The 25,796-nt window shown below is 72.6% G+C and carries 15 protein-coding genes; 12 read left to right on the top strand and 3 right to left on the bottom strand.

The window, feature by feature from the left end; genetic code table 11:
- Positions 1–98 precede the first annotated feature (98 nt).
- From ACFYZQ_RS36745 to moeZ, 9 genes are all read left to right on the top strand, one after another.
- The gene (locus ACFYZQ_RS36745) at positions 99–1,817 is read left to right on the top strand and encodes an ABC transporter substrate-binding protein (protein WP_389157719.1); all 1,719 of its coding nucleotides are present in this window, start codon (positions 99–101) and stop codon (positions 1,815–1,817) included.
- A gap of 4 nt (positions 1,818–1,821) precedes the next feature.
- A complete protein-coding gene (locus tag ACFYZQ_RS36750) occupies positions 1,822–2,814 on the top strand; it encodes an ABC transporter permease (protein ID WP_389157722.1) in 993 nt (330 codons plus the stop codon).
- Positions 2,811–3,809, top strand: coding sequence for an ABC transporter permease (locus tag ACFYZQ_RS36755; RefSeq protein WP_389157725.1), 999 nt, complete (start codon positions 2,811–2,813; stop codon positions 3,807–3,809). The genes ACFYZQ_RS36750 and ACFYZQ_RS36755 overlap by 4 nt, the downstream gene beginning before the upstream one ends.
- The gene (locus ACFYZQ_RS36760) at positions 3,806–5,398 is read left to right on the top strand and encodes a dipeptide ABC transporter ATP-binding protein (protein ID WP_389157728.1); all 1,593 of its coding nucleotides are present in this window, start codon (positions 3,806–3,808) and stop codon (positions 5,396–5,398) included. The genes ACFYZQ_RS36755 and ACFYZQ_RS36760 overlap by 4 nt, the downstream gene beginning before the upstream one ends.
- Before the next feature lie 206 nt (positions 5,399–5,604).
- Entirely contained in the window at positions 5,605–7,392 is a 1,788-nt protein-coding gene (locus tag ACFYZQ_RS36765) for a DUF3492 domain-containing protein (RefSeq protein WP_389157731.1), read from the top strand.
- Positions 7,389–8,681 carry a hypothetical protein gene (locus tag ACFYZQ_RS36770; protein WP_389157734.1) on the top strand — a complete coding sequence of 431 codons (1,293 nt, stop codon included), beginning with the start codon at positions 7,389–7,391 and terminating at the stop codon, positions 8,679–8,681. The genes ACFYZQ_RS36765 and ACFYZQ_RS36770 overlap by 4 nt, the downstream gene beginning before the upstream one ends.
- 206 nt (positions 8,682–8,887) lie before the next feature.
- The gene (locus ACFYZQ_RS36775; protein WP_388792353.1) at positions 8,888–9,844 is read left to right on the top strand and encodes an NAD-dependent epimerase/dehydratase family protein; all 957 of its coding nucleotides are present in this window, start codon (positions 8,888–8,890) and stop codon (positions 9,842–9,844) included.
- Positions 9,832–10,581: a spherulation-specific family 4 protein gene (locus ACFYZQ_RS36780; RefSeq protein ID WP_389157736.1), complete on the top strand. Its 750-nt coding sequence runs from the start codon at positions 9,832–9,834 to the stop codon at positions 10,579–10,581. Before ACFYZQ_RS36775 ends, ACFYZQ_RS36780 begins: the two co-directional genes overlap by 13 nt.
- Before the next feature lie 63 nt (positions 10,582–10,644).
- Positions 10,645–11,823: an adenylyltransferase/sulfurtransferase MoeZ gene (gene moeZ / locus ACFYZQ_RS36785; RefSeq protein WP_389157739.1), complete on the top strand. Its 1,179-nt coding sequence runs from the start codon at positions 10,645–10,647 to the stop codon at positions 11,821–11,823.
- Between the two features lie 71 nt (positions 11,824–11,894).
- On the opposite strand, the gene ACFYZQ_RS36790 is transcribed toward moeZ, so the two are convergent.
- The 3 genes from ACFYZQ_RS36790 to ACFYZQ_RS36800 form a co-directional block, all read right to left on the bottom strand.
- Positions 11,895–13,436 (bottom strand): alpha/beta hydrolase, encoded by a 1,542-nt coding sequence (locus ACFYZQ_RS36790; RefSeq protein ID WP_389157742.1) that lies wholly within the window; start codon positions 13,434–13,436, stop codon positions 11,895–11,897.
- Positions 13,437–13,570: 134 nt separating this feature from the next.
- Positions 13,571–15,109, bottom strand: a complete 1,539-nt coding sequence (locus ACFYZQ_RS36795; RefSeq protein ID WP_389157745.1) for an alpha/beta hydrolase — start codon at positions 15,107–15,109, stop codon at positions 13,571–13,573.
- Positions 15,110–15,207: 98 nt separating this feature from the next.
- The gene (locus ACFYZQ_RS36800) at positions 15,208–17,955 is read right to left on the bottom strand and encodes a lysylphosphatidylglycerol synthase domain-containing protein (RefSeq protein ID WP_389157748.1); all 2,748 of its coding nucleotides are present in this window, start codon (positions 17,953–17,955) and stop codon (positions 15,208–15,210) included.
- Between the two features lie 186 nt (positions 17,956–18,141).
- Here ACFYZQ_RS36800 and ACFYZQ_RS36805 point away from each other — a divergent pair, with 186 nt between their 5' ends.
- The 3 genes from ACFYZQ_RS36805 (at position 18,142) to ACFYZQ_RS36815 (ending at position 25,786) form a co-directional block, all read left to right on the top strand.
- Positions 18,142–18,528, top strand: coding sequence for an MGMT family protein (locus ACFYZQ_RS36805; RefSeq protein ID WP_389157751.1), 387 nt, complete (start codon positions 18,142–18,144; stop codon positions 18,526–18,528).
- A 257-nt stretch (positions 18,529–18,785) separates the two neighbouring features.
- On the top strand, positions 18,786–22,184 hold the full coding sequence (locus tag ACFYZQ_RS36810; protein WP_389157754.1) for an ATP-dependent helicase: 3,399 nt from the start codon (positions 18,786–18,788) through the stop codon (positions 22,182–22,184).
- 101 nt (positions 22,185–22,285) lie between these two features.
- Complete coding sequence (locus tag ACFYZQ_RS36815) at positions 22,286–25,786, top strand: ATP-dependent DNA helicase (RefSeq protein WP_389157757.1); 3,501 nt, start codon at positions 22,286–22,288, stop codon at positions 25,784–25,786.
- The last annotated feature ends 10 nt before the right edge of the window (positions 25,787–25,796 follow it).

Raw genomic sequence — 25,796 nt, forward strand, 5'->3', positions numbered from 1 at the left:
CACGGTTTTTTCGACGACCCGGCGCCGGGGCAGACGTCTGTTCACTTCCGTCTCACCCCTCGTCCATCTGTCTCATCATCCGAGAGGTCGTCATTCCGATGCGTCAACCGTCCATCAGAGCGCGCCGCCTGGCCGCGGCATCCGTCAGCCTGGTCGTGGCAGCGGGCGCCGCCGCGTGCGGGCCGAAGGACAACGATGCCAAGGCCTCCGGTGGTGACTCCACGCCCCACAAGGGCGGCACCCTCACGGTCCTCAACTCCGAGCCGCAGACGGACTTCGACCCCGCCCGCCTGTACACCTCCGGGGGCGGCAACGTCCCGTCCCTCGTCTTCCGTACGCTCACCACCCGCAACCGCGAGAACGGCGCGGCCGGCGCCAAGGTCGTCCCCGACCTGGCCACCGACACCGGGCGCCCGAACAAGGACGCGACCGTGTGGACGTACACCCTGAAGAAGGGCCTCAAGTACGAGGACGGCACCCCCATCACCTCGGCCGACATCAGGTACGGCGTCGAGCGTTCCTTCGCCCCCGAACTCTCCGGCGGTGCGCCCTACCTGAGGGACTGGCTGGTCGGCGCGGCGGACTACCAGGGGCCGTACAAGGACAAGAAGGGCCTGTCGGCCATCGAGACGCCGGACAGCCGGACCATCGTCTTCCATCTGAACAAGCCCGAGGGCGAGTTCCCGTACCTGGCAACGCAGACCCAGTTCACGCCGGTCCCCAAGAGCAAGGATACCGGCACCAAGTACGAGAGCCACCCGATCTCCTCGGGTCCGTACAAGGTCGTCAAGAACGAGAACGACGGCGAACACCTGGTCCTGGAGCGCAACAAGTACTGGTCGACGGCCGTCGACGCCGAGCGCAAGGCCTACCCCGACACCGTCGACGTACGGTCCGGGCTGGACTCCTCCGTGATCAACCAGCGGCTGTCCGCTTCCCAGGGCGCGGACGCCGCCGCGGTCACCACCGACACCAACCTCGGCCCGGCCGAACTCGCCAAGGTGTCCGGCGACAAGGAACTGGCCGCGCGCGTCGGCACCGGCCACTTCGGCTACACGAACTACCTCGCGTTCAACCCGAAGGTGAAGCCGTTCGACAACGCCAAGGTGCGGCAGGCGATCTCCTACGCCATCGACCGGTCCTCCGTCATCAACGCGGCGGGCGGTTCGGCGCTGGCCGAACCCGCGACCACCTTCCTGCCGAACCAGAAGTCCTTCGGCTACACGCCGTACGACCCCTTCCCGGCAGGCAGGACCGGCGACCCGGCCAAGGCCGAGGAGCTGCTGAAGGAGGCCGGCTACAAGTCCGGGCTCACCATCACCCTCACGCACTCCAACAGCAAGGACTTCGAGACCAGCCCGGAGATCGCGACCGCCGTCCAGGACGCGCTGAAGAAGGCCGGCATCACGGTCAAGCTGCAGGGCCTGGAGGACAACGACTACCGGGACAAGATCCACAGCGTGAAGACCGAACCCGGTCTCTTCCTCGCCCACTGGGGTGCCGACTGGCCCTCCGGCGGTCCCTTCCTCGCCCCGATCTTCGACGGCCGCCAGATCGTCAAGGACGGCGCCAACTTCAACACGGGCCAGTTCGACGACAAGTCGGTCAACGACGAGATCGACGCGATCAACAAGCTGACCGATCTGCAGGCCGCAGCCAAGCGGTGGGGCGCGCTGGACAAGAAGATCGGCGAGCAGGCCCTCGTCGTGCCGCTGTTCCACCCCGTCTACAAGCGCCTGGTCGGCAAGGACATCAAGAACGTCGTGATCAGCGACTGGACCGGCGTGCTGGACATCTCGCAGGTCGCGGTGAAGTAGCACCGTGAGCGAGGCACTTGTCGCCGTCGAGGCCGCCGGGGCGGACGCTTCCGTCCCGGCGGTCTCGGGGGCCCGTCAGTTCTGGCGGCGGCTGCGGCAGCAGCGCGCCGCCGTCGTCGCGGCGGCCGTCGTCGCCCTGCTGGTCCTGGTGGCGCTCGCCGCGCCGCTGCTCACCGCCCTGGAGGGCCAGGACCCCACCACGTACCACCCCTCCCTCATCGACTCCGCGCGCGGTGGCGTGCCCGTCGGCTCGTTCGGCGGCGTCAGCGCCGACCACTGGCTCGGCGTGGAGCCGCAGACCGGCCGTGACCTGTTCGCGCGGCTGGTGTACGGGGCGCGGGTGTCCCTCGGTGTCGCGCTGGCGGCGACGGTGGTGCAGATCGCCATCGGCGTCACCATCGGGGTCGCCTCCGCGATCGGCAACCGCTGGGTCGACCAACTGCTCAGCCGGGCCACCGAGGTCATCGTCGCCATGCCGCTGATGATCATGTCGCTGGCGCTGCTCGCGATCGTCCCGTCGAGCTTCCCGCGGCCCGTCCTGGTTTCGCTGGTCATCGGCCTCATCGCCTGGGGCAACGTCGCGAAGATCGTGCGCGCCCAGACGCTCACCCTGAAGGGGCTCGACTACGTCTCGGCCGCCCGGCTGAGCGGCTGGGGGACCTGGCGCATCGCCCGTCGGGAACTCCTGCCGGGTCTCGCCGCCCCCGTCATCACCTACGCGGCCCTGCTCGTCCCCACCAACATCACCGTGGAGGCGGCCCTGTCCTTCCTCGGCGTCGGCGTGAAACCGCCCACGCCCTCCTGGGGACAGATGCTCACCGCCGCCGACGTCTGGTACCAGGCGGCACCGCAGTACCTGCTGCTGCCCGCCGGCGCGCTGTTCCTCACGGTCCTCGCGCTCACCGTCCTCGGCGACGGCGTGCGCACCGCCCTCGACCCGCGCGCGGCCTCCCGGTTGCGCGTCGGCACGGGCCGGAAGCGGGAGGGGAAGGCATGAACGGCTTCGGTGGATTCGTCCTGCGCCGCGCCGTCGGCGCCCTGGTCACCCTGTTCGCCATCTCGGTGATCGTCTACGTCGTCTTCTACGTCACCCCCGGCAACGTCGCCCAGATCACCTGCGGTCCGCGCTGCTCGCCGGAGCAGGTGCACCAGGTCGCCCAGCAGCTCAGGCTCGGCGACCCGCTGTACGTGCGGTACTGGCACTTCCTGCTGGGGCTCGTCGCCGGCCAGGACTACTCGACGGGAACGTCCGTGGCGCACTGCCCGGCGCCCTGCCTGGGGTTGTCGTACCGGAGCGACCAGCAGGTCACGGACCTCATCCTGACGAAACTGCCCGTCAGCCTCTCGCTCGTGCTCGGCGCGATGGTGCTGTGGCTGGTCCTCGGTGTCGGGACCGGTGTGCTGTCGGCCTGGCGACGCGGCCGGATCTCCGAGCGGGTCCTGACCGCGGTCACGCTCGCCGGCACGGCCACCCCCGTGTTCGTCATCGGGCTCGTCCTGATGATCGTCGTCTGCGGCGAACTGCAGCTGCTGCCCTTCCCGGAGTACGTGAACTTCACCGACGACCCCGAGCAGTGGGCGTGGAACCTACTGCTGCCCTGGCTGTCGCTGGCGCTCATCGAGGCCGCCGCGTTCGCCCGGCTGACCAGGGCGGCGATGCTGGAGACGCTCGCCGAGGACCACATCCGCACCTTCCGCGCGTACGGCGTGGGGGAGCGGTCGATCGTGGGACGGCACGCGCTGCGCGGCGCGCTGGCGCCCGTCATCGCGCTGAACGCCAACAACGTCGGCTCGGCCGTCGGCGGCGCGGTCCTCACCGAGACCCTGTTCGGCCTGCCCGGCATCGGCCAGGAGCTGGTGCACGCGGTGAACGTCGTCGACCTGCCGGTGGTCGTCGGCATGGTCCTGGTCGTCGGCTTCTTCGTGGTCCTCGCCAACGCCGTCGCGGACGTGCTGTACGCGGTGGCCGACCGACGGGTGGTGCTCGCATGAGCCTGGTGGAAGTCACGGACCTGAGCGTCGCGTTCGGGTCCCTGAGGGCCGTGGACGGGCTGTCGTTCCGGCTGGAGCCCGGCGCCGCCCTCGCCCTGGTCGGAGAGTCCGGGTCCGGCAAGTCGACGGTCGCCGGTGCCCTGCTCGGCCTGCACCGGGGCACGGGAGCCCGGGTCGGCGGCTCGGTCCACGTCGCCGGCACCGATGTGCAGCAGGCCTCGGAAGAGGAACTGCGGCGGCTGCGCGGGGCGAAGGCCGCCATGGTCTTCCAGGACCCGCTGTCCTCGCTCGACCCGTACTACGCGATCGGCGACCAGATCGCCGAGGTGTACCGCGTGCACACACGCGCGTCACGGCGGGCGGCACGCGCGCGGGCCGTCGAGGTGCTGGACCGGGTGGGCATCCCGGACGCCTCGCGGCGGTCCCGTTCCCGGCCGCACGAGTTCAGTGGCGGCATGCGCCAGCGCTCACTGATCGCCATGGCGCTGGCCTGCGAGCCGGAACTGCTCATCGCCGACGAGCCGACCACCGCCCTCGACGTGACCGTCCAGGCCCAGATCCTCGACCTGCTGCACGGTTTGCGCGAGGAGACCGGCATGGGCCTGCTGCTCGTCACCCACGACGTCGGCGTGGCCGCCGAGAGCGTCGACGAGGTGCTGGTCATGCGGCACGGCAAGGCGGTCGAGCGCGGCTTCGTCGGCTCCGTCCTGGGAGCGCCCGCCGAGCCGTACACCCGGGAGCTGCTCGGCGCGGTGCCCCGCGTGGACGCGCCCCGTGCCGCCTCCGGGGCGACCGAGGAGGTCGTACTGGAGGCGACCGGTCTGCGACGCGAGTTCGGCCGCGGCAAGGGCTCGTTCACGGCAGTCGACGACGTGTCGCTGACGGTCCACCGGGGCGAGACCCTCGGTGTCGTCGGTGAGAGCGGCAGCGGCAAGACGACGCTCGGGCGCATGCTCGTGGGACTGCTGGAGCCGACGGCGGGCGAGGTCCGTTTCGAGGGCGGTGCGGTGAGCGGCGTGAACCCGGCCGTGCAGATGGTCTTCCAGGACCCCGTCTCCTCCCTCAACCCCCGCCGCAGCGTGGGCGAGTCCATCGCCGACCCGCTGCGCGCGCGGGGAGACCGGGACGAGGAGCGCATCCGCGGACGCGTGACGGAACTGCTGGAACGCGTGGGACTCCAAGGGGCGCACTACGACCGCTACCCGCACGAGTTCAGCGGCGGACAGCGTCAGCGCGTGGGCATCGCGCGGGCGCTCGCGGCCGACCCGCGCGTCATCGTCTGCGACGAACCCGTCTCCGCCCTGGACGTCACCACCCAGGCCCAGGTGGTGGCGCTGCTCGGTGAGCTGCAGCGGGAACTCGGACTCGCGCTGGTGTTCGTGGCGCACGACCTCGCCGTGGTGCGACAGGTCAGCGACCGGGTCGCGGTGATGCGCCGCGGGCGGATCGTGGAGTCCGGGCCCGCGGACGAGGTGTACGACAACCCGCAGGACCCGTACACCCAGCAGTTGCTGGCCGCCGTACCCGCCCTCGACCCCGACGTCGCGGCCGAGCGGCGGGCCGCCCGCCGGGAGCCGGCCGCGGCGTGACCGGGCGAGACGTGACCCGGCGCGTCCGCCCGATTGCCTAGCGCGACAGAACGCGACCCGCACGGGAAAGTTACGACCGTTCACCCCTTTTGGTGGCGCGATGGACAACCGTCCGTCGCGCCACCGGCTTGTCCGCATACGTTCGTCCCGCTGCGAGCCGCCGGGACGAACGGCGGCCGGCCAGACGTGAGATCGGGGGTGCACACGTGCGCATCGGACTGCTGACGGAGGGTGGCTACCCGTATGTGGGCGGTGACGCCGGACTCTGGTGCGACCGGCTCGTACGCGGGCTCGGGCAGCACGAGTTCGACATCTACGCGCTCAGCCGCAGCCGGCGGCAGGAGGACGAGGGATGGGTCCCGCTGCCACCGCACGTCAGCCGGGTGCGCACCGCACCACTGTGGACCGCCGAGGACGAGGGGGCGGCATACGGCAGGCGCGCGCGCCGACGCTTCACCGAGTGCTACGGCGAACTCGCCGCGGCGGTCTGCGCCGGGCCGGACGCCACGTCCGACACCGGATCCGACGCCGCGTCCGACGCCGCCTCGGGTACTGCCTCGGGCACGGCCTCCGGAGCAGCCTCGCATGGGGCCTCCGCCGCTGCCTCGACTCACCTGACGGACCGTTTCGGCAATGCGCTGTTCGAACTCGCCGAACTGGCCCGCGAACAGGGCGGATTACCCGGCACGCTGCGCTCCGAGACCGCCGTACGCGCCCTCGAGCGCGCCTGTCGCGCGCCCGGCGCCCAACGTGCGGCGCGCGAGGCCCGCGTTCCCGGACTGCTCACCGTCGCCGCCCATCTCGAACGCGTCCTGCGCCCCCTCTCCCTCGACTGGTACGCGGACGACGGCCTCGGCTCGGTGGACCTGTGCCACGCGGCGACCGGCGGCTCCGCGGCCCTGACCGGACTCCTCGCCGGCCACTTCTGCGAGGTGCCGCTGCTGGTCACCGAGTACGGCGTACAGCTGCGCTCCCACTACCTGGCCTCCGGCCCCGGCACCGCGGCCCCGGCCGTACGATCGCTGCTCGCCTCCTTCCACCGCCTGCTCGCCACCGAGGTCTACCGGCGGGCCGCGATCATCACGCCCGGCAACGCGCACGCCCGCCGCTGGCAGGAGCGCTGCGGCGCGGACCGCACCCGGATCCGCACCGTCTACCCGGGGCTGGAGGCGTCCCGCTTCGCGGAGACCGGCGAGTCCCCGGACCGCGCCGATCCGGACACCCTGGTCTGGGTCGGCCGGGTGGACCCCGCCAAGGACCTCGTGTCGCTGCTGCACGCCTTCGCCGAGGTGCGCAGGGCCGAGCCCGCGGCCCGGCTGCGCATCGTGGGCGCGGCGACCGGACGCGAGGCCCAGGAGTACCTGGGCCACTGCAAGGTGCTCGCCGCCCAGCTCTTCCCGGACGAGGCGACGGGCGCCCACGCGGTCGGCGAGAACCCCGTCTCCTTCGAGGAGATCGGCGCTCCGGAGGCACCCACCCTCGCCGACGCCTACGCGGCGGGCACCGTCGTCGTCCTCTCCAGCGTCGTCGAGGGTTTCCCGATCAGCCTGGCCGAGGCCATGCTCTGCGGCCGGGCCACGGTCTCCACGGACGTCGGCGCGGTGGTCGAGGCCGTCGGCGGCACCGGACTCGTCGTCCCCCCGCGCAATCCGCGGGCACTCGCCGAGGCGTGCGTGGCATTGCTGCGCGACCCCGAGCGCCGTGCGCGCCTGGGCGCCGCCGCCCGCGCCCGCGCCCTCGAACTGTTCACCGTCGAGCAGAACGTCGCCGCGTTCCACCGCATCTACCTGGAGATCGTCGCGCACTGTCCCGTGCGCCGCCCGATCCTCGACGAGACCGGTGACCCCCTCCCGTTCGCCGTCCCCGCCGAGGCCCACCTGCCCGGCCACTGGCCCGACCCCGCGACCCGCGTCGTCGGCCGCGCCGGCCCGGGATGGGCCGGCGGCGACGCACTGGCACAGGCCACCGGGCCGGCGGCGGAGGGGGCACGATGAGCAGCCTGGAGGAACTGGACCAGCCGGGAGTCCCCGACGGCCCCGGAGCATGGGCACACGACGACACCCACGACGGCACCCACGACGGCACCGAGGACTCGGGCGGCACGCGCGGGCAGGCCCGCCGCCGAGGGGCCGCCGACCCGGTCAAGGCCCTGATGCACCGTCACCGCGAGCTGTGCGAAGGGGCCGTGGACCCGCTGGAGATCGCGGCGGGTCTCGAGGCACACGGTGTCACCGACCGCACTGCCGCACGCTTCCGGCACCGGGACGTCTTCTCGCTCGCCGAGGAGATGTTCGCCCGCGTGTCCCGCGACGGCGAGACCCCTCCGCCCACCGGCGCCACCGCACCTCCCCGGGCACGCCTCGGCTGGGCGCTGCTCACCCTCCTGCCCGGCGCCCTCGGCGCGGCGGTGGTGACAGGACTGCACCTCACCCCCGGCCGGCCGCGTCCCCTGGCCGCCGCGGTCGGCCTCCTCGCCGTGCTCCTCGCCTTACGCGCGGCCCTGCGCCGGGGCCCGCTGAGCACGCCGGCCGGCACACGCGCGTGGCGCACGGCGACGGGCACACGCGTGTCGACCGCGTGGCTGCTGGTCTACGCCCTGCTCGGCGACGGCCTGCTCCGAGCCGCCCTGGACGGCGGCCCCCACGGGCTGCCGACCGGCACGGCGGACGGCCCCTGGCCCCTGGCCACCGCGCCCGTCCTGGCCCTCGTCCTGAGCTGCGCCCCGGCGGCCTGGTGCGCCCACCTGTTCACCGTGCGGGCCCGCCGCAGACTCGCGTCCAGCCGGGGCCTGGAGGAGTTCTCCGCCGCCGCGCGACCGCTGCTGTTCGGCACGTTCGTCCTCTACCTCGGCGCCCTAGCGGCCCTGCTCGCCCTCTGCGGCGCGGCCCTGCACCAGCCCGCCGTCCACCCCCAGGCCCTCGCCCTGGGCGCCCTCCTCCTGACGGCCCGCCTGCTCGCCGTCCACCGTCACCGCCACGCCCCGGCTCTCGTCCTGGCCGTCGCAGCCGCGACCGAGGCCGCGGCCCCCGCCCTGGTCCTCGCGGGCCGCCTCACCGGACGCCCCTTCCTGGCCACCCCCGTCGAGTTCCTCGTGGACACCTGGGGTCCGGGCGGCGTACCCACTCTCGCCTGCGCGAGCGCGGCCATGGCCCTGCTGGTCCACGCCGGCCGCACCCTGACCCGGGCCTCGGCCCACGCATCGGCGGAAGACCGAACGGGCCCGGCGGGCGGGACGGGCCGGACGGAAGAGCCGACGGCAGAGGGGACGCGAGACCACACATGACGCCAGACCGGACATGACGGACCCACGACCGGCTCCCCGCCCCATGGAGGCCGCCCCGTGATCTGACCACCCAGCCGCAGGCGCCGGCCCACCGCCGGAGGCAACCGCACCACCGCCCTTGAAGGAGAACACCAGATGACCACCTCCCGACCCGGAGCGTCCGGAGCCACCGGAGCATCCGGAGCACGCATCCCGGGAGCCGCCCGATGAGAGTCCTGCTGATCGGAGCCAACGGCTACCTCGGCCGCTTCGTCGCCGACCGCCTGCTCGCCGACCCGGCCGTCCAGCTCACCGCACTCGGCCGCGGCGACGACGCCGACGTCCGCTTCGACCTCGCGACGGGCAGCCCCGGAGCCCTCACCCGCTTCCTCGACGCGGTCCACCCGGGCGTCGTCATCAACTGCGCGGGCGCCACCCGCGGCGGTGCCCGCGAGCTCACCCGGCACAACACCGTCGCCGTCGCCACCGTTTGCGAAGCCATGCGACGCAGTGGCTGCGTCGCCCGGCTGGTGCAGATCGGATGCGGCTCCGAGTACGGCCCCAGCCAGCCCGGCTCCTCCACCGCCGAGGACGCCGTGCCCCGCCCCGGCGGTCCGTACGGCGTCAGCAAGCTCGCGGCCACCGAGTTGGTCCTCGGCTCCGGCCTCGACGCCGTCGTGCTGCGCGTCTTCTCGCCCGTAGGCCCCGGTACGCCGGCAGGTTCCCCGCTCGGCCGCCTCGCCGAGGCGATGCGCCGCGCCATGCAGTCCGGCGACGGCGAGCTCAAGCTCGGCGGTCTCGGTGTCCAGCGGGACTTCGTCGACGTACGCGACGTCGCCCGCGCCGTCCACGCCGCCTCGCTGTCCGCCGCGCAGGGGGTCATCAACATCGGCTCGGGTCGCGCGGTGCGACTGAGGGACGCCGCCTCCGTCCTGGCCCGGGTGGCCGGGTACGGCGGCGCCCTGCACGAACTCGACGGACCGCCCGGACCGCTCCGGCCCCCCATCGGCCACCCCCGCCCCGACGGCGACCACTCCCCGGTCGCGTACCCGTACCCGGACGGCTGCGGCAGCTGGCAGCAGGCCGACGTGCGGACCGCCCGGGACCGGCTCGGCTGGCGACCGCGGATCAACCTCGAGGAGTCCCTGGCCGACATCTGGATGGAGGCGGCATGCCGCATGTGACCGGCACCAGGTCGGGCGCGGCGAGCACCGGCGTCCGCACCGGCCTGGGCGTGCCCGGCTACGCCCACCCCCTCCTCGCCCCGGCCGAGTGGGCCGGACTGGCCCGGCCCGGCACGCCCCTGGACTGGGTCGTCCTCGACGTCGCCCGGGGCCCCGGCGTCCGCCCCGACCCGGACTGCCTCCAGGCGGCGGGCCGGCTGCGCAACGCCGGTGTCCGCGTCCTCGGCCACCTGGACGTCGCGTACGGCACCCGGGCCTTCGGTGAGCTGGTCGCCGACGCCCACCGCTTCCTGGACTGGTACCAGGCCGACGGTTTCCTGCTGGACCGCTGCCCCGCCGAACGCGCCGCGCTCGGCGAGGTCCGCCGCACGGTCGCCACCCTCCGTGTGATCCGCGACGACGCCCACATCGTCCTCGGCCATGGCACCCACCCGTATCCGGGGTACGCCGAGAACGCCGACCAACTGGTGACCTTCTCCGGCTCCTGGAGCGACTACCGCTGGTCGCAGGTCGCCGAGTGGACCGCCGACTACCCGCCGGACCGCTTCTGCCACTTCGTGCACGGGGTGCCCCGCGGCCACCTCGACGAGGCGCTGCGCATCGCCCGCTGGCAGGGCGCGGCGACCATCTGGTTCACCGACCGCACGGACCGCGGCGGCCGCGCCGACCCCTGGCAGGGCATGCCCGGCTACTGGGACGAGATCGTCTCGCGTGTCGGAACGGGTGTCTCGGAATGAAAAAGGCCGTGGCAGTGTTACGGGAAGAACAACCGTACTGTTTGACCGACCAACGGAGTCCCCGTGTCGCTGCCACCCCTGGTCGAGCCCGCTCCTGAGCTCACCGTAGACGAGGTCCGCCGGTACTCCCGCCACCTGATCATCCCGGACGTCGGGATGGACGGGCAGAAGCGGCTGAAGAACGCCAAGGTGCTCTGTGTGGGCGCCGGCGGCCTGGGCTCGCCGGCGCTGATGTACCTGGCCGCCGCGGGCGTCGGCACGCTCGGCATCGTGGAGTTCGACGAGGTCGACGAGTCGAACCTGCAGCGTCAGATCATCCACAGCCAGTCCGACATCGGACGCTCCAAGGCCGAGTCCGCGCGTGACAGCGTCAAGGGCATCAACCCGTACGTGAACGTGATCCTTCACCAGGAGCGGCTCGAGGCCGACAACGTGATGGACATCTTCAGCCAGTACGACCTGATCGTCGACGGCACGGACAACTTCGCGACCCGCTACCTGGTCAACGACGCGTGCGTGCTGCTGAACAAGCCGTACGTGTGGGGTTCGATCTACCGCTTCGACGGCCAGGCCTCGGTCTTCTGGTCCGAGCACGGCCCCTGCTACCGCTGCCTCTACCCGGAGCCCCCGCCCCCCGGCATGGTCCCCTCCTGCGCCGAGGGCGGCGTCCTGGGCGTGCTGTGCGCGTCCATCGGCTCCATCCAGGTCACCGAGGCGATCAAGGTCCTCACCGGCACCGGTGATCCGCTGGTCGGCCGCCTGATGATCTACGACGCCCTGGAGATGCAGTACCGCCAGGTCAAGGTCCGCAAGGACCCGAACTGCGCCGTCTGCGGCGAGAACCCGACCGTCACCGAGCTCATCGACTACGAGGCCTTCTGCGGCGTCGTCTCCGAGGAGGCCCAGGCTGCGGCCGCCGACTCCACGATCACTCCCAAGCAGCTCAAGGAGTGGATCGACGAGGGCGAGAGCATCGAGATCATCGACGTCCGCGAGCCCAACGAGTACGAGATCGTCTCCATTCCCGGCGCCCGGCTGATCCCGAAGAACGAGTTCCTCATGGGCACCGCCCTCGAGGGCCTCCCGCAGGACAAGAAGATCGTCCTGCACTGCAAGACGGGCGTCCGCAGCGCGGAGGTCCTCGCCGTCCTGAAGTCCGCGGGCTTCTCGGACGCCGTACACGTCGGCGGCGGCGTCATCGGCTGGGTCAACCAGATCGAACCGGACAAGCCGGTCTACTGAACCGCGGTTCGCTCCACTCGTCCCGCGTCGGGGGCTCCGCGCACCAAGGGTGCGCGGAGCCCCCGACGTCGTCATGAGCAGACCTTGCCGTCCTTCGGGACCGTGCCGTTCAGCAGATAGGCGTTCACCGTCGAGTCGACGCAGTCGCTCCCACGGCCGTATGCCACGTGGCCCTCGCCCTTCCAGGTGAGCTCGATGCCGACGCCCGGGCCCAGTTCGTCGGCCATTCTGCGGGTGCCCTCGTACGGTGTCGCCGGGTCGCCGGTGTTGCCGACGAGGAGGATCGGCGCCGCGCCCGGTGCGCTCACCTCCGGGGTCTCGTACTGTCCGGACACCGGCCAGTCGTGGCACCAGCCGGCCGTGTCCCAGCCCAGGAAGTCCCCGAAGACCGGCGAGATCTTCTCGAATTCGGGCAGCAGCTTCCTCGTCTCCCGGAGCGTGGGCCGCTCCTTGTTGTCCAGGCACGATATGACCCGTTGGGCGTGGGTCGTCGTGCCGTAGTGCCCGGAAGAGTCACGTTCGTTGTAGTCGTCGGCGAGTGCGAGCAGTTCCGTACCGTCTCCCGCTTCCGCCGCCGCGAGAGCGCTGGTCAGTTCCGGCCAGCGGGACTCGCTGTACAGCGGCAGGACGATGCCGGTGACGGCCTGTGTCTGCGTCAGTTTCCGCCCGGACGACGCGGGCAGCGGCCGTGCGTCGATGCGCTTCAGCAGGTCCGCGATCTTCTGCGTGCCCTGCTTCGGGTCCTGGCTCCGCGACCTCAGGTAGTCGTCGAGTGCCCGCTGGAAGCCCCTGGCCTGGTTCTCGGCGTGGCCCACGGCGTCCGCGCTCGGGTCGACCACCGCGTCGAGGACCAGACGGCCCACGTGTCGCGGGAACAAGTGGGCGTAGACGCCGCCCAGTTCGGTTCCGTAGGAGAAGCCGAAGTAGTGCGTCCTGGTGTCGCCGAGCACCTGGCGGATCAGGTCCATGTCGCGGGCGGTATCGGTGGTCGAGACATGGGCCATCAGTTTCCCGGCGGCTCGCGCACAGCCTTTGCCGAAGTCCGCGGCGTCCTGAAGATAGGCCTTCTCCTCGGCCGGGGTGTCGGGTGTGGCGTCCACCGTCTCGGCGGCCTGGATGTCCTTGTCGCTGCGGCAGCGGACGCCCTCGCTCGCCCCCACCCCACGCGGGTCCCAGCTCACCAGGTCGTACCGCTCGCGCAGCGCGGACATGGTGGGCCCGAAGGCGGGCATGGTCGACACGCCCGAGCCGCCGGGTCCGCCGAAATTGAACAGCAGCGAGCCGATGCGGTCACCGCCGGTGGCCTTCGCCCGGACAAGCGCCAGGCCGATGGTGTCGCCCTCGGGCCTGCTCCAGTCGAGCGGCGTCTTCAGCGTCGCGCACTGCCACTCACCGCTCGGCGCGGAGGAGCCCCCAGTGGCCTTGCAACGACCCCAGCCGAGCTTCTGCGACGCGAGCGAGGCGGGGAGGTCCGCGGCGGACGCGCCGCTCGGCGCCGTCGATGGCGGGCCGGACCGCCCCTTGCCCTCGTCCCCGCCCGACGATCCGCCGCTGCAGCCGGCCAGCAGCAGCGTGGCGGCGACCGCGGCCGACCACCGTACGAAACGCGACATGCGCACCCCCGTTCCCTGGCCCTCCGCGTCTCGTGGCGGTGAGCTCTCCGGCCATGGTAGGCGGATCTTCCCGGACCGGTTCCGACCTGTGGATAACCTTCTGACCTGCGCATTCATGGGGACGTTCGAGGTCGTCAGGAACAGACGGTCCCTGCGGCGGGCACCTTCCCGTCCAGCAGATAACCGTTCACCGCGTCCTGTACGCACCTGTTCTTGCTGTCGTACGCGCCGTGTCCCTGTCCCCTGTACGTCAGCTCGACTCCGACGCCCTTGCCGAGCGAGTCCACCATCTTCTTCGCACCCTCGTACGGCGTCGCCGGATCCCCGGTGTTGCCGACGACGAGGATCGGCGCCGATCCGGGCGCGCTCACGTCGGGATGGTCGGCGGCGCCCGGCACGGCCCAGTCGGTGCAGCCGACCAGACCCCAGGCCAGGTAGTCCCCGAACAGGGGCGAGGCGGCGCGGAACTCGGGCAGCCGCTGCTGGACGTAGGCGCTGGTGTAGCGGGATTTCTCGTCGGAGCAGTTGATGGCGATGTTCGCCGCGGTGATGTTGCTGTACTCCCCGTTCTCGTCGCGGCCGTTCATCGAGTCGGACAGCAGCATGAGGATCTTGCCGTCGCCGCCGTAGGCCTGCTGGAGCCCCTCGGTGAGGTACTCCCAGAAGTCCTTCGAGTACAGGGACTGCGCGATGCCGTTGGTCGCGTCGGTCTGGGTCAGCTCACGCGGCAAGACCCCGGGGATCGGCTTGCGCTCGAGGTCGCTCAGCAGCTTGGCGATGCGGGCCTTGACGTCCTGCGGGGTGTCGCCGATCGGGCACTCGGTCGTCTTGGAGGTGCAGTCCTCGGCGAAGTTGTCCAGCGCGAGCTGGAAGCCCCTGGCCTGCCCGAGCGAGCTCTGTTCGGCGTTCTGCGTGGGGTCGACGACCGCGTCGAACACCGCGCGGCCGACGTGCCTCGGGAACAGGTGGGCGTAGACGGCGCCGAGTTCGGTGCCGTAGGAGATGCCGAAGTAGTACAGCTTGGCGTCGCCGAGGACCTTCCGCATCAGGTCCATGTCGCGGGCCGCGTCCGTGGTGCGCACATGCGGCAGGATCTTCGCCGAGTGCTTCTCGCAGGCCGCGTTGAACATCTTGGTGCGGTCCAGGAGCCGGGCCCGTTCGGCGCCGTTGTCCGGTGTGGCGTCCTGCTGGAAGTACTCGTCGAGCTGGGCGTCGTTCTCGCACTCCACGGGGGAGCTGCGGCCCACGCCGCGCGGGTCGAAGCTGACCAGGTCGTAGCGGGTGCGCAGCTTGGCGTAGTCCTCGCCGAACGCCGGCAGCGTGCTGACACCGCTGCCGCCGGGCCCGCCGAAGTTGAACACCAGCGAGCCGATCCGCCTGCTGGCCGGTCCGCTCGCTGCGGCCCGGATCAGCGCGAGGCCGATGCGATCGCCCTTCGGCTTGCTCCAGTCGAGCGGCGCCTGCAGCGTGGCGCACTGCCACACCGTCCCGTCCGGCAGCGGCGAGGGGGCGCTGCCGCCGCCTTCCGCGGCCGAAGGAGCGGGGCAGTCCTTCCAGTCCAGTTTCTGCGCCGTCAGGTCCCCGTCCTTGCTGCCGTCACCGCACCCCGCCGGCAGCAAGGACAGCAGCACGGCGGACACCAGGGCGGCGGCTCGGATCCGGAAGCGGCGCATACTCCCATCCTGGGGGCGCGTCCGCCGGGGCGCGCGGGGCGCAGGCCGTACGAGGTACGCCCCGCGTGCGTCCGGGCGGGGCGTACGCCGGGCAGGCCCTACAGTGCGCCCTTGCGCGTCAGCTGGTTGAAGGCCAGCCAGCCCGGCAGGACCGGCAGCCACAGCGTCAGCAGCCGGAACAGCAGGACGGCCGGTGCGGCGACCTCCTTGGGCAGGCCCACGGCGATGAGCCCGACGGTCAGGGTGGCCTCGACCGCTCCGACGCCGCCCGGGGTGGGCGCCGCGGAACCGAGCGCGTTGCCTGCCAGGAAGACGACGGCGACACTGGCGATGCTCAGCGAGGTCGTGCCGTCGCCGAACGCCCGGATCGACGCGTCCAGGCACATCACGAAGCAGGCCGTCAGCAGCAGCATGCCGCCGATGCCGGTGACCAGCTTCTGCGGGCGCTGCAGAACGTCCAGCATGCGCGGCACGACACCGGCGAACAGCGACCGCACGCGCGTGACGACGAACTTCCGCAGGAACGGCACCGACGTCACCACGAGTACGAGCACCGCCACCGTCAGCAGACCGGCGATGACCGTCCGGGACGGGGACAGCGACGGCGTCTTCTCGGTCCCGGTCAGATAGCCGAAGGACAGCAGCATCAGGATGTGGCAGCCGAGCCCGGCGAGCTGCGAGCCGCCGACGCTCGCCACGGCGAGCCCCGGCCGCACTCCGGCGCGCTGCAGGAACCGCGTGTTGAGTGCCACACCGCCGACCGCGGCCGGTGCCACGATCTTCACGAACGAGCCGGCCACCTGAGCCGCCACGGCCCGCGCGAACGACACCCGCTCCGGCACGAACCCGAGGAGCTGCATCGCCGCCGCGACATAACTGAGCGCGGCGAACAGCACGGCCGCGACGACCCATCCCCACTGGGCGTTCGCCACGAGCGGTCCGAACTCGATGTGCGTGAGCTGCGTCAGCAGGAAGTAGGCACCGATCGCGCCGGCGATGAAACTGATCAACGTGCGCGGTCGCACCCGCTCCAGCCGGGCCGGCTCCACGGGCGCCTGCGGCCTGATGCGCAGCACCTGGTGCCGGATCTGGGTGAGCAGGTCCTCCTCGCGCGCTTCCTCCAGGGCCTCGTCGATGGCCCGCTTCTCGGCCCGCTGCTCGGCCCGCACGGTCTTCTTGTCGGGCTTCTCCAGTGCGGGTCTGCTGTCGTCCGAGGCTTCCTCCAGGCGGGCCTGTTTGGCCTGCCGGGACGCCTCGAGCACGGCGTCACGCTCGCGTTGGGCCCGCTCCCGGGCCAGTTTTCGCAGCGTGGCGCGAGTGGAGCGGGTCAATGCGATCGGCTGGAGCATCGGCAGGCAGTCGGCGACCGCGTCGGGGCCGAGGACGCCGACCGCGGAGGCCACCGCCCGTTCGGCGCCCACCCGGAGGCCGAGCGTCGTGACCAGCTGGGCGACGTCCATGCGCAGCAGGAGGTCACCGGCCGCGATCTCGCCGCCGCGCAGGTCGGTGAGGATCACCGTGCCGGAACGATCCACCATAATCGCGTCACCCGCGAGCCTGCGGTGTGCGATGCGCCGGGACTGCAGGGCCTGCACCTGGTGCCAGGTGTTGCGCAGCAGGTCGTCGGTGATCTCCTCGTCGGCCAGCGAGTCGAGGGTGCGCCCGCCGGTGTGCTCGTAGACGAGCATGACGGCGTCGGGACCCAGCTCCGAGGTGGCGATCAGCTTCGGCGCGTTGGCACCCGCCGCGATGGCCGCATACGCCAGCAGCGCCTCCTGTTCCAGCGCCTGGCGCAGCGACTGGAGGCTGGAACGGGTGGCGAAGCCGCGCAGGGTGAGGTTGCGCCACGCCCGGTAGAAGAAGCCCTGGGCCTGCTGCTCCCGGTCGACGACCGTGACGTCCAACGGCGGGCCGTCCTCCAGGGTGACGAAGTAGCGTCGGCCGCGGTCCCCGTCGGTGTCCGGGGCGTCCTCGCGGGCCGCGCTGACCGGGTGGAAACCGACGTGCCGCAGCCCTGCCATCAGGGTCTGGCCGGTGGGCCGGACGTTGGGGGAGCCGACCGCGTACAGGGTGCCGTAGGCCACCGTCCAGCCGATCAGCACGGTCAAGATGATCGAGAACGGTGTCGTGTAGCCGGTGACCAGCATCGAGAAGGCGTCGAGCAGCAGCACGATCCACAGCACCGCCCGCCAGCGTGGCCGCCGGGACATGCCCACGGCCGTCATGTAGGCGATGACGGGGGCGAGGTAGCCGTGCACCGGGTCGGTCAGGGCGTGGATGTCACCGGGGGAGGGCTGGGTGAGCGCGTCCTGGATGGAGGGCGGGGCGGCCCGGGCGACCCAGAGGTCGGTGGCGAGCGTCACACCGTGCGCGAGGACCGCCGCGAGCACGCCGTCGGCGATGCGCAGCCCGTCCCGTTTGATCAGCCGCTCGATCGCGAACGCGACCGGGACCAGGAGGATCGCGATGCTCGACGCCAGCCCCGCGAACCTGATCAGCAGATCGGGCGCCTGGCCGGTGCCCTTGTTGATGTCCTGTTCGAGCCCCGAGGTGGTCCCGTGCGCGAACGCGGCGATCGCCAGCAGTACGGCGATGGCGAGGATGCCCACCAGCAGCCGCATCAGGTCGGAGGGACGGTGCACGCGCGCGGGGAGCAGCGGTTCGTCGCCCTCCACGGCGTCGGCGTGCACCTCCTCAGCGGGGTCGGGGCCGGGAGCGGCGTCCTTGTCCGGCCGCCGGGTGTCCCCGGGGTCGGAGTCCTGTTCGCGCGGTCCGGCGGTGTCAGGGCGCGACGCCGCTGCAGAGGTGCCCTCCGCGCCTTCGGGGTGCACGCCCTGCTGTTTCATCGTCTCTTCTTGGTCTCGTATCACCAGTCACCGCCCGCACGATGGTGGCATGCCGCACCGACACACGGGGGCATCAGGGAGCAAATGCGGGGGCGCACAGTCTGCCGGAAGCGCCGCCGGAGGGCGAGGGGTGGTCCTGCCGCGGCCCGCGTCCCTTTGTCGGTGGCGTGCGGCAGGATGGGGCGGATGAGCGAGCAGGGGTTTCCGGAGGACGCGGGCGCGGGGTACGCGGACGCGCTCCCGGAGTACGCCGAGCGGGTCCTCGACGTGGCCGAGCACATCCCGCCCGGGCGGGTCATGACGTACGGGGACGTCGCGGAGTGGCTGCAGGAGGGCGGCCCGCGCCAGGTGGGCCGGGTGATGGCCCTGTACGGCGGAGCCGTTCCGTGGTGGCGGGTCGTCCGCGCGGACGGCGTCCTGCTGCCCGGCCACGAGCTGCGGGCACTCGAGCGGTACCGCGCCGAGGGCACCCCCTTGAAGGAAGCGGCCAGAGCGGCCGAGGGCCATCTGCCCCGCCTCGACATGAGGCGGGCCCGATGGGGCGGCGACGAGTGCGCGGAGGTTCACACCTGACAGCTTCCGCCATCGGACACCGAAGGGGGGAACCTGTGGCCCGTAAGGGGGACAGGGGGCACGTCCGTGGCATGACGTACGTTCGTGTGAGACGGGACCCGCGTGGCACGAGGGTCGGGAGGGATGAAGCGGAGAACCTGCTTCCGCTCTTTTTCCCGGCGTAGCGTCGGCTGCGCGCGTTCCCCTCACCGCGCGGCCACCGTCACGTACGCGTGACCGCCTGCCAACCAGCACACCCACCAGGACCGGCGAACCACGTGAGCTCCTCTTCTTCCACCAGGCGCCTGCCCCACCCCCCGGTGCGGCAGGGGAACAGTGGCGCTTACAGACTGGTGCGTACCCCTCCGGCCGAGCCGGATCCCATCCGTCTGGACGCCGCCCAGCGTGCCGTGGTTGATCACTGGGCCGGCCCGTTGCTCGTCCTCGCGGGCCCCGGCACCGGCAAGACCACCACGCTCGTCGAGTCCGTGGCCGCCCGGATCGCCAGGGGCGGAGACCCCGAGCGCATCCTCGTGCTGACGTTCAGCCGCAAGGCGGCCGTCGACCTGCGCGACCGCATGGCCCGGCGCTCAGGGGCCGCCCGCGCCCCCCAGGCGACCACCTTTCACTCCTACTGCTACGCCCTGGTCCGCGCCCACCAGGACAGCGACCTGTTCATGGAGCCCCTGCGCCTGCTCTCCGGCCCCGAACAGGACGTGACCGTCCGTGAGCTGCTCGCGGGACAGCCGGAGCTGGAGCGGCTAGGGCTGCACCATGTGCGCTGGCCGGACGAGCTGCGCGCCTGTCTGACCACCCGGGGTTTCGCCGACGAGGTCCGCGCGGTCCTCGCCAGGAGCCGCGAGCTGGGCCTGGGCCCCGATGCCCTGGACGCCTTCGCCCGGCGGATCGGCCGCCCCGACTGGCGGGCCGCGGCCGCCTTCCTGGCCGAGTACCTCGACGTCATCGACCTGCAAGGCGTCCTGGACTACGCCGAGCTCGTCCACCGCGCGGTGCTCCTCGCCCGCCGTCCGGAGGTCGCCGCACACCTCGCCGCCCGGTACGACGCCGTGTACGTCGACGAGTACCAGGACACCGACCCGGCCCAGGTCCGCCTGCTGCACGCCCTGGCCGGCGGCGGCCGCACGCTGGTCGCCTTCGGCGACCCCGACCAGTCGATCTACGCCTTCCGGGGCGCCGACGTGAACGGCATCCTGGACTTCCCGCGGACCTTCCCGCGCGCGGACGGCCGCCCGGCCCCCGTCGAGGTGCTGCGCACCTCGCGCCGGTCCGGCGCGGGCCTGCTGGACGCGACCCGGCTGCTGACCCAGCGCATGCCGCTGACCCGCCTCCCGGCCGACAAGGTACGCGCCCACCGTGAGCTCACCCCGGTGCGGGACGGCGGCCGCGTCGAGGTCCACACGTACCCCACACCCGGCACGGAACTGGACAACATCGCCGACATCCTCCGCCGGGCACATCTGGAGGACGGGGTGGCCTGGTGCGACATGGCTGTCCTCGTGCGCGCCGGGTCCCGCACCATCCCGACGGTCCGCCGCGCCCTCACGGCGGCCGGCGTCCCCCTGGACATCGACGGCGACGACCTGCCCCTGCGCCATGAACCGGCGGTGGCACCGCTGCTGACGGCGCTGCGCGCGGTGGCTTCCGCCGAGGCGGCGGGACAACCCGGTCAGGCCCTCCGGCAGGTCGGTCAGGCCCCCCAGCAGCCCGGCCAGGACTCCGAGCAGTCCGGTCAAGACTCCGAGCAGTCCGGTCAAGACTCCCAGCAGTCCGGCCAGGACTCCTGCTGGCTCGACACCGAGACCGCCCTCACCCTGTTGACCTCCCCTCTCGCCGGCATGGACGCCGCGGACCTGCGCCGGCTGGGCCGCGCCCTGCGCGAGGAGGAGCGGGCGGCCGGCAACCCGCTGCCGCGCCCCTCGGACGAACTGCTCACGCTGGCGCTCGCCGAACCCGAACGTCTGGTCGCGCACGACCCCGCGTACGCGCGCGGGGCCCAGCGCCTCGGAGCGTTGCTCAGAAAGGCCCGTGAGCGCCTGGCGGGCGGCGGTACGGCCGAGGAGGCGCTGTGGGACCTGTGGGAGGGCACCCCGTGGCCCAACCGCCTGCAGCGGGCGGCCCGGCGCGGCGGCGCGGCCGGCCGCAACGCCGACCGCGACCTGGACGCCGTGTGCGCCCTGTTCGCGACCGCCGCGCGCGCGGAGGAGCGCACCGGTGGCCGGGGCGCCCTGAACTTCCTCGAGGAGATCGAGGCCGAGGACATCGCCGCCGACACCCTCACCCGACGGGCGCTGCGACCCGACGCCGTGCGCCTGATGACCGCGCACCGCTCCAAGGGCCTCCAGTGGCGCCTGGTCGTGATCGCCGGTGTCCAGGAAGGACTGTGGCCGGACCTGCGTCGCCGCGGCTCCCTGCTGGAGGCCGACCGCATCGGCCGTGACGGACTCGCCGAACCGCTCACCCCGGGGGCGCTCCTCGCCGAGGAACGCCGCCTGTTCTACGTTGCCGCCACACGCGCGCGTGAACGCCTCGTCGTCACCGCCGTGAAGGCGCCCGCGGACGACGGCGACCAGCCCTCCCGGTTCCTCAGCGAACTCGGCGTCGAACCACAGGACGTCACCGGCCGCCCGCGCCGCCCGCTGTCCGTGGCCGCGCTGGTCGCCGAACTGCGCGCCACGACGGTCGACCCGCGCGCCTCAGCGGCCCTGCGGGAGGCCGCCGCCCGACGCCTGGCCCGGCTCGCCGCCCTCGCCGACGAGGACGGCCGCCCGCTGGTCCCCTCCGCGCACCCGTACCGCTGGTGGGGCATGTTCGATCCGACCGAGAGCAAGGTGCCGTTGCGCGACCGGGACCAGCCGGTCGTGCTGTCCGGCAGCGCCCTGGATCAGCTCGCCAACACCTGCGCCCTCCAGTGGTTCCTGGGCCGCGAGGTGAAGGCCGACACGCCCGCCACCGCCGCGCAGGGTTTCGGCAACGTCGTCCACGTCCTGGCCGACGAGGTCGCCTCCGGGCGGACCCCCGCCGACCTCGACGTCCTCATGGAACGCCTGGACTCCGTGTGGAACGCGCTGGCGTTCGACGCCCCCTGGAAGTCGGAGCAGGAGAAGGGACACGCGCGCGCGGCCCTCGAACGCTTCCTGAAATGGCACGTGCTCGACCGGGCCGTGCGGACACCGGTGGCGAGCGAACACGACTTCGACGTCACCCTCGCAGCCGGCGACTACGAGGTGCGCATCCGCGGCCAGATGGACCGGGTCGAGGCGGACGGCGAGGGCCGGGCCTACGTCGTCGACTTCAAGACCGGCAAGCAGGCGCCGACCGCGCGCGAGGTGGAACGGCATCCGCAGCTGGCCGTCTACCAGCTCGCCGTCCGAGAGGGCGCCGTGGACGACGCCTTCGACGGCGGGCGCCCAGAGCCCGGCGGCGCCGAACTCGTCCACCTCAGGCAGGGCGCCGCCCAGCGGGACGGCGGCGAGACCCTGCCCAAGGTGCAGTCCCAGGAACCGCTGGAGGGCGAGTGGGTCGGCGAACTGCTGGCCAACGCCGCCGGGAAGGTCCTCGACGAACGGTTCACGCCGAGCACCGGTCAGCACTGCACCCACTGCGCCTTCCGGGCGTCCTGCAGCGCACGGCCCGAAGGCCGACACGTCGTCGAGTGACCCGGGTGACGGACCGCACCCCCCGTGCTGACCTGGGCATCAACCGGCGCGGGGGGACGGTTCGGCATCGGCTGTCAGTGGCCGCCACTAGCCTCTGAGGAATGCCCGCACGTATCACCGACCCCGAGCAGCTCAAGGAGCTCCTCGGCATCCCCTTCACCCCGGAGCAGACGGCCTGCATCACCGCACCGCCCGCTCCGCAGGTGATCGTGGCCGGAGCCGGGTCGGGCAAGACCACGGTCATGGCCGCACGTGTGGTGTGGCTGGTCGGCACCGGGCAGGTCGCGCCCGAACAGGTCCTCGGCCTCACCTTCACCAACAAGGCCGCGGGTGAACTCGCCGAACGCGTCCGCAAGGCCCTGATTCGGGCCGGCGTCACCGACCCCGACCTCATCGACCCCGACAACCCGCCCGGCGAACCGGTGATCTCCACCTACCACGCCTTCGCCGGACGCCTGCTGACCGACCACGGTCTGCGCATCGGCCTCGAACCGACGTCCCGCCTGCTCGCCGACGCCACCCGCTACCAGCTCGCCGCGCACGTGCTGCGCGAGGCACCCGGCCCGTACCCGGCGCTGACCCGCTCCTTCGCCGACCTCGTCAGCGACCTGCTCACCCTCGACGCCGAACTCGCCGAACATCTCGTACGCCCCGAGGACCTGCGCACCTGGGACGCCGACCTGCTGCGCACCCTGCAAGGCGCCAAGCTCACCAACGCCGACCTGCGCAAGGTCCCCGAGACGGCCGCCGCCCGGCGCGAACTCGCCGAGCTGGTGCTGCGCTACCGGGCCGCCAAACGCGAGCGCGACCTGCTCGACTTCGGCGACCAGATCGCCCTGTCCGCGGCCCTGGCACGGCTCCCCGACGTCGGCCGGGCCCTGCGCGAGGAGTTCCGCGTGGTGCTCCTCGACGAGTACCAGGACACCTCGGTGGCCCAGCGCGTCCTCCTGGCGGGCCTGTTCGGCGGTGGCACCGGGCACCCGGTGACCGCCGTCGGCGACCCCTGCCAGGCCATCTACGGCTGGCGCGGCGCCTCCGTCGCCAACCTCGACGACTTCCCCGAGCACTTCGCGCACGCCGACGGCCGCTCCGCCACCCGCCAGGCACTCAGCGAGAACCGCCGCAGCGGCGGCCGCCTCCTCGACCTCGCCAACGGCCTCGCCGAGCCCCTGCGCGCCATGCACGCGGGCGTGGAGGCCCTCCGCCCGGCCCCCGGCGCCGAGCGGGACGGCATGGTCCGCTGTGCCCTGCTGCGCACCCACGCCGAGGAGATCGACTGGATCGCCGACTCCATCGCCCACCTCGTCGGCACCGGGAAGGCCCCCGGCGAGATCGCCGTGCTGTGCCGCGCGGCGACCGACTTCGCCCAGATCCAGGGCGCCCTCGTCGCCCGGGACATCCCGGTCGAGGTGGTCGGCCTCTCCGGACTGCTGCACCTGCCCGAGGTCGCCGACCTCGTCGCCGTCTGCGAGGTGCTCCAGGACCCCGGCGCCAACGCCTCCCTGGTCCGCCTGCTGACCGGCCCGCGCTGGCGCATCGGCCCCCGCGACCTCGCCCTGCTGGGGCGGCGCGCGCGTCTGCTCGTGTCCCACGCGCGCGCAGGCGCCGAGGACGACCCTGACCGTCGGCTCGCCGAGGCCGTCGAGGGAGTCGACCCGTCCGAGGTGACATCGCTCGCCGACGCACTCGACACGTTCCTCGAATCGCCTGTCGAGGACAACGCGGACGACGACGGGCTGCCCTTCTCCGCGGAGGCGCGCGTACGGTTCGCGCGCCTGGCGGCCGAGCTGCGCGAGCTGCGCCGCTCACTGGCCGACCCCCTCATGGACGTCCTGTACCGCGTCCTCGCCGTCACCGGCCTGGAGGTGGAACTGTCGGCGTCGCCGCACGCCCTCGCCGCGCGCCGCCGCGAGACCCTGTCGAACTTCCTGGACATCGCCGCGTCCTTCGCGGCGAACGAGAGCGAGGCCTCCCTGCTGGCCTTCCTCGGCTTCCTGCGCACCGCCGCCCAGTACGAGAAAGGCCTCGACAACGCCCTGCCCGGCGGTGAGAACACCGTCAAGGTGCTCACCGCGCACAAGTCGAAGGGCCTGGAGTGGGACGTCGTCGCCGTACCCGGCCTGGTCAAGGGCGCCTTCCCCAGCAGCCAGGGCCGAGAGAAGTGGACCTCCCAGGCCAAGGTGCTGCCGCACCGGCTGCGGGGCGACGCGGACACCCTGCCCGACGTCGAGAGCTGGGACTCCCGGGGAATGAAGGCCTTCCACGAGGCCATGAAGGACCACCAGCACACCGAGGAACTCCGCCTCGGCTACGTCACCTTCACCCGCCCCCGCTCCCTGCTCCTCGGCTCGGGCCACTGGTGGGGCCCCAGCCAGAAGAAACCCCGCGGCCCGTCCGACTTCCTCCAGGCTCTCTACGACCACTGCACCGCCGGCCACGGCGAGATCGAGGCCTGGGCCGACGAACCGGAGGAGGACGAGGAGAACCCCGTGCTGCACGGGGCGACCGCCGAACAGGTCTGGCCGCTGCCGCTCGACGACGCCGCACTGGCCCGCCGCCGTGCCGCCGCGGAGACCGTCCTGGCCCACCTCGAGGCCTTGGCCATCGGGGACACCGGTCACCCGGTCGCCGCCCATGACCCCGGCGCCCACGACGCCCCGGACTGGCCGGCCCCGCCGGACGAGGAAGGGTTCCCGTACGACGAACAGCCCCCGTACGACGAACCCGACCCCTTCGCGGAGGATCCGGCCGACTGGGACGCGTGGGCCACCGACCGCCCCGCGGTCCCGCACCAGGCGAAGGCCCCCGAGCCGCCCGTCGCCCGGCCCCGTCCCCCCGAGCCGGAAGCCCCGGCGCCGCTCACCCCCGAGGAGGCCCGCACCATCGCCTCCTGGGACCGCGACCTCGACGCCCTCACCGGGGAGCTCCAGCGCGCCCGGCAGAGCGTCACGGAGGTCCCGCTGCCGACCACGCTCACCGCGTCCCAGCTGCTGCACCTGGCCGCCGACCCCGACGGGTTCGCGCAGGAACTCGCGCGCCCCATGCCGCGCCCCCCGCAACCGGCCGCGCGCCGGGGAACCCGGTTCCACGCCTGGGTGGAGGCCCGGTTCGAAGAGCTGACCCTGCCCATGCTGGAGCCGGAGGAACTGCCCGGCGGCGAGGCCGAGATCGCCGACGAACGCGACCTCGAGGCGCTCAAGGACGCCTTCGAACGCACCGAGTACGCGCACCGCACCCCCTACCGCGTCGAGGCCCCCTTCCAGCTCGCCCTCGCCGGCCGCGTCGTACGAGGGCGTATCGACGCCGTCTACCGGTACGACGACGGCACGGGGGACGGGAACGGGACGACGTACGAGATCGTCGACTGGAAGACCGGCCGCGACCGCACCGCTGACCCACTGCAGCTCGCCGTCTACCGGCTCGCCTGGGCCGAGCAGCAGGGGGTGCCGCCGGAGTCGGTCACCGCCGTGTTCCTGTACGTGCGCACCGGCGAGGTCGTACGGCCCGGGCGGCTGCCCGGCCGGGAGGAGTTGGAGAGGCTGCTCCTGGGACAGGCAGAGTGTGACGAACCGCCCGCCGAGGATGCCCGGGCGGGCCGATAGGCTCGTGAGC

The organism is Streptomyces sp. NPDC001843 (assembly GCF_042891955.1).
Lineage (GTDB): Bacteria > Actinomycetota > Actinomycetes > Streptomycetales > Streptomycetaceae > Streptomyces.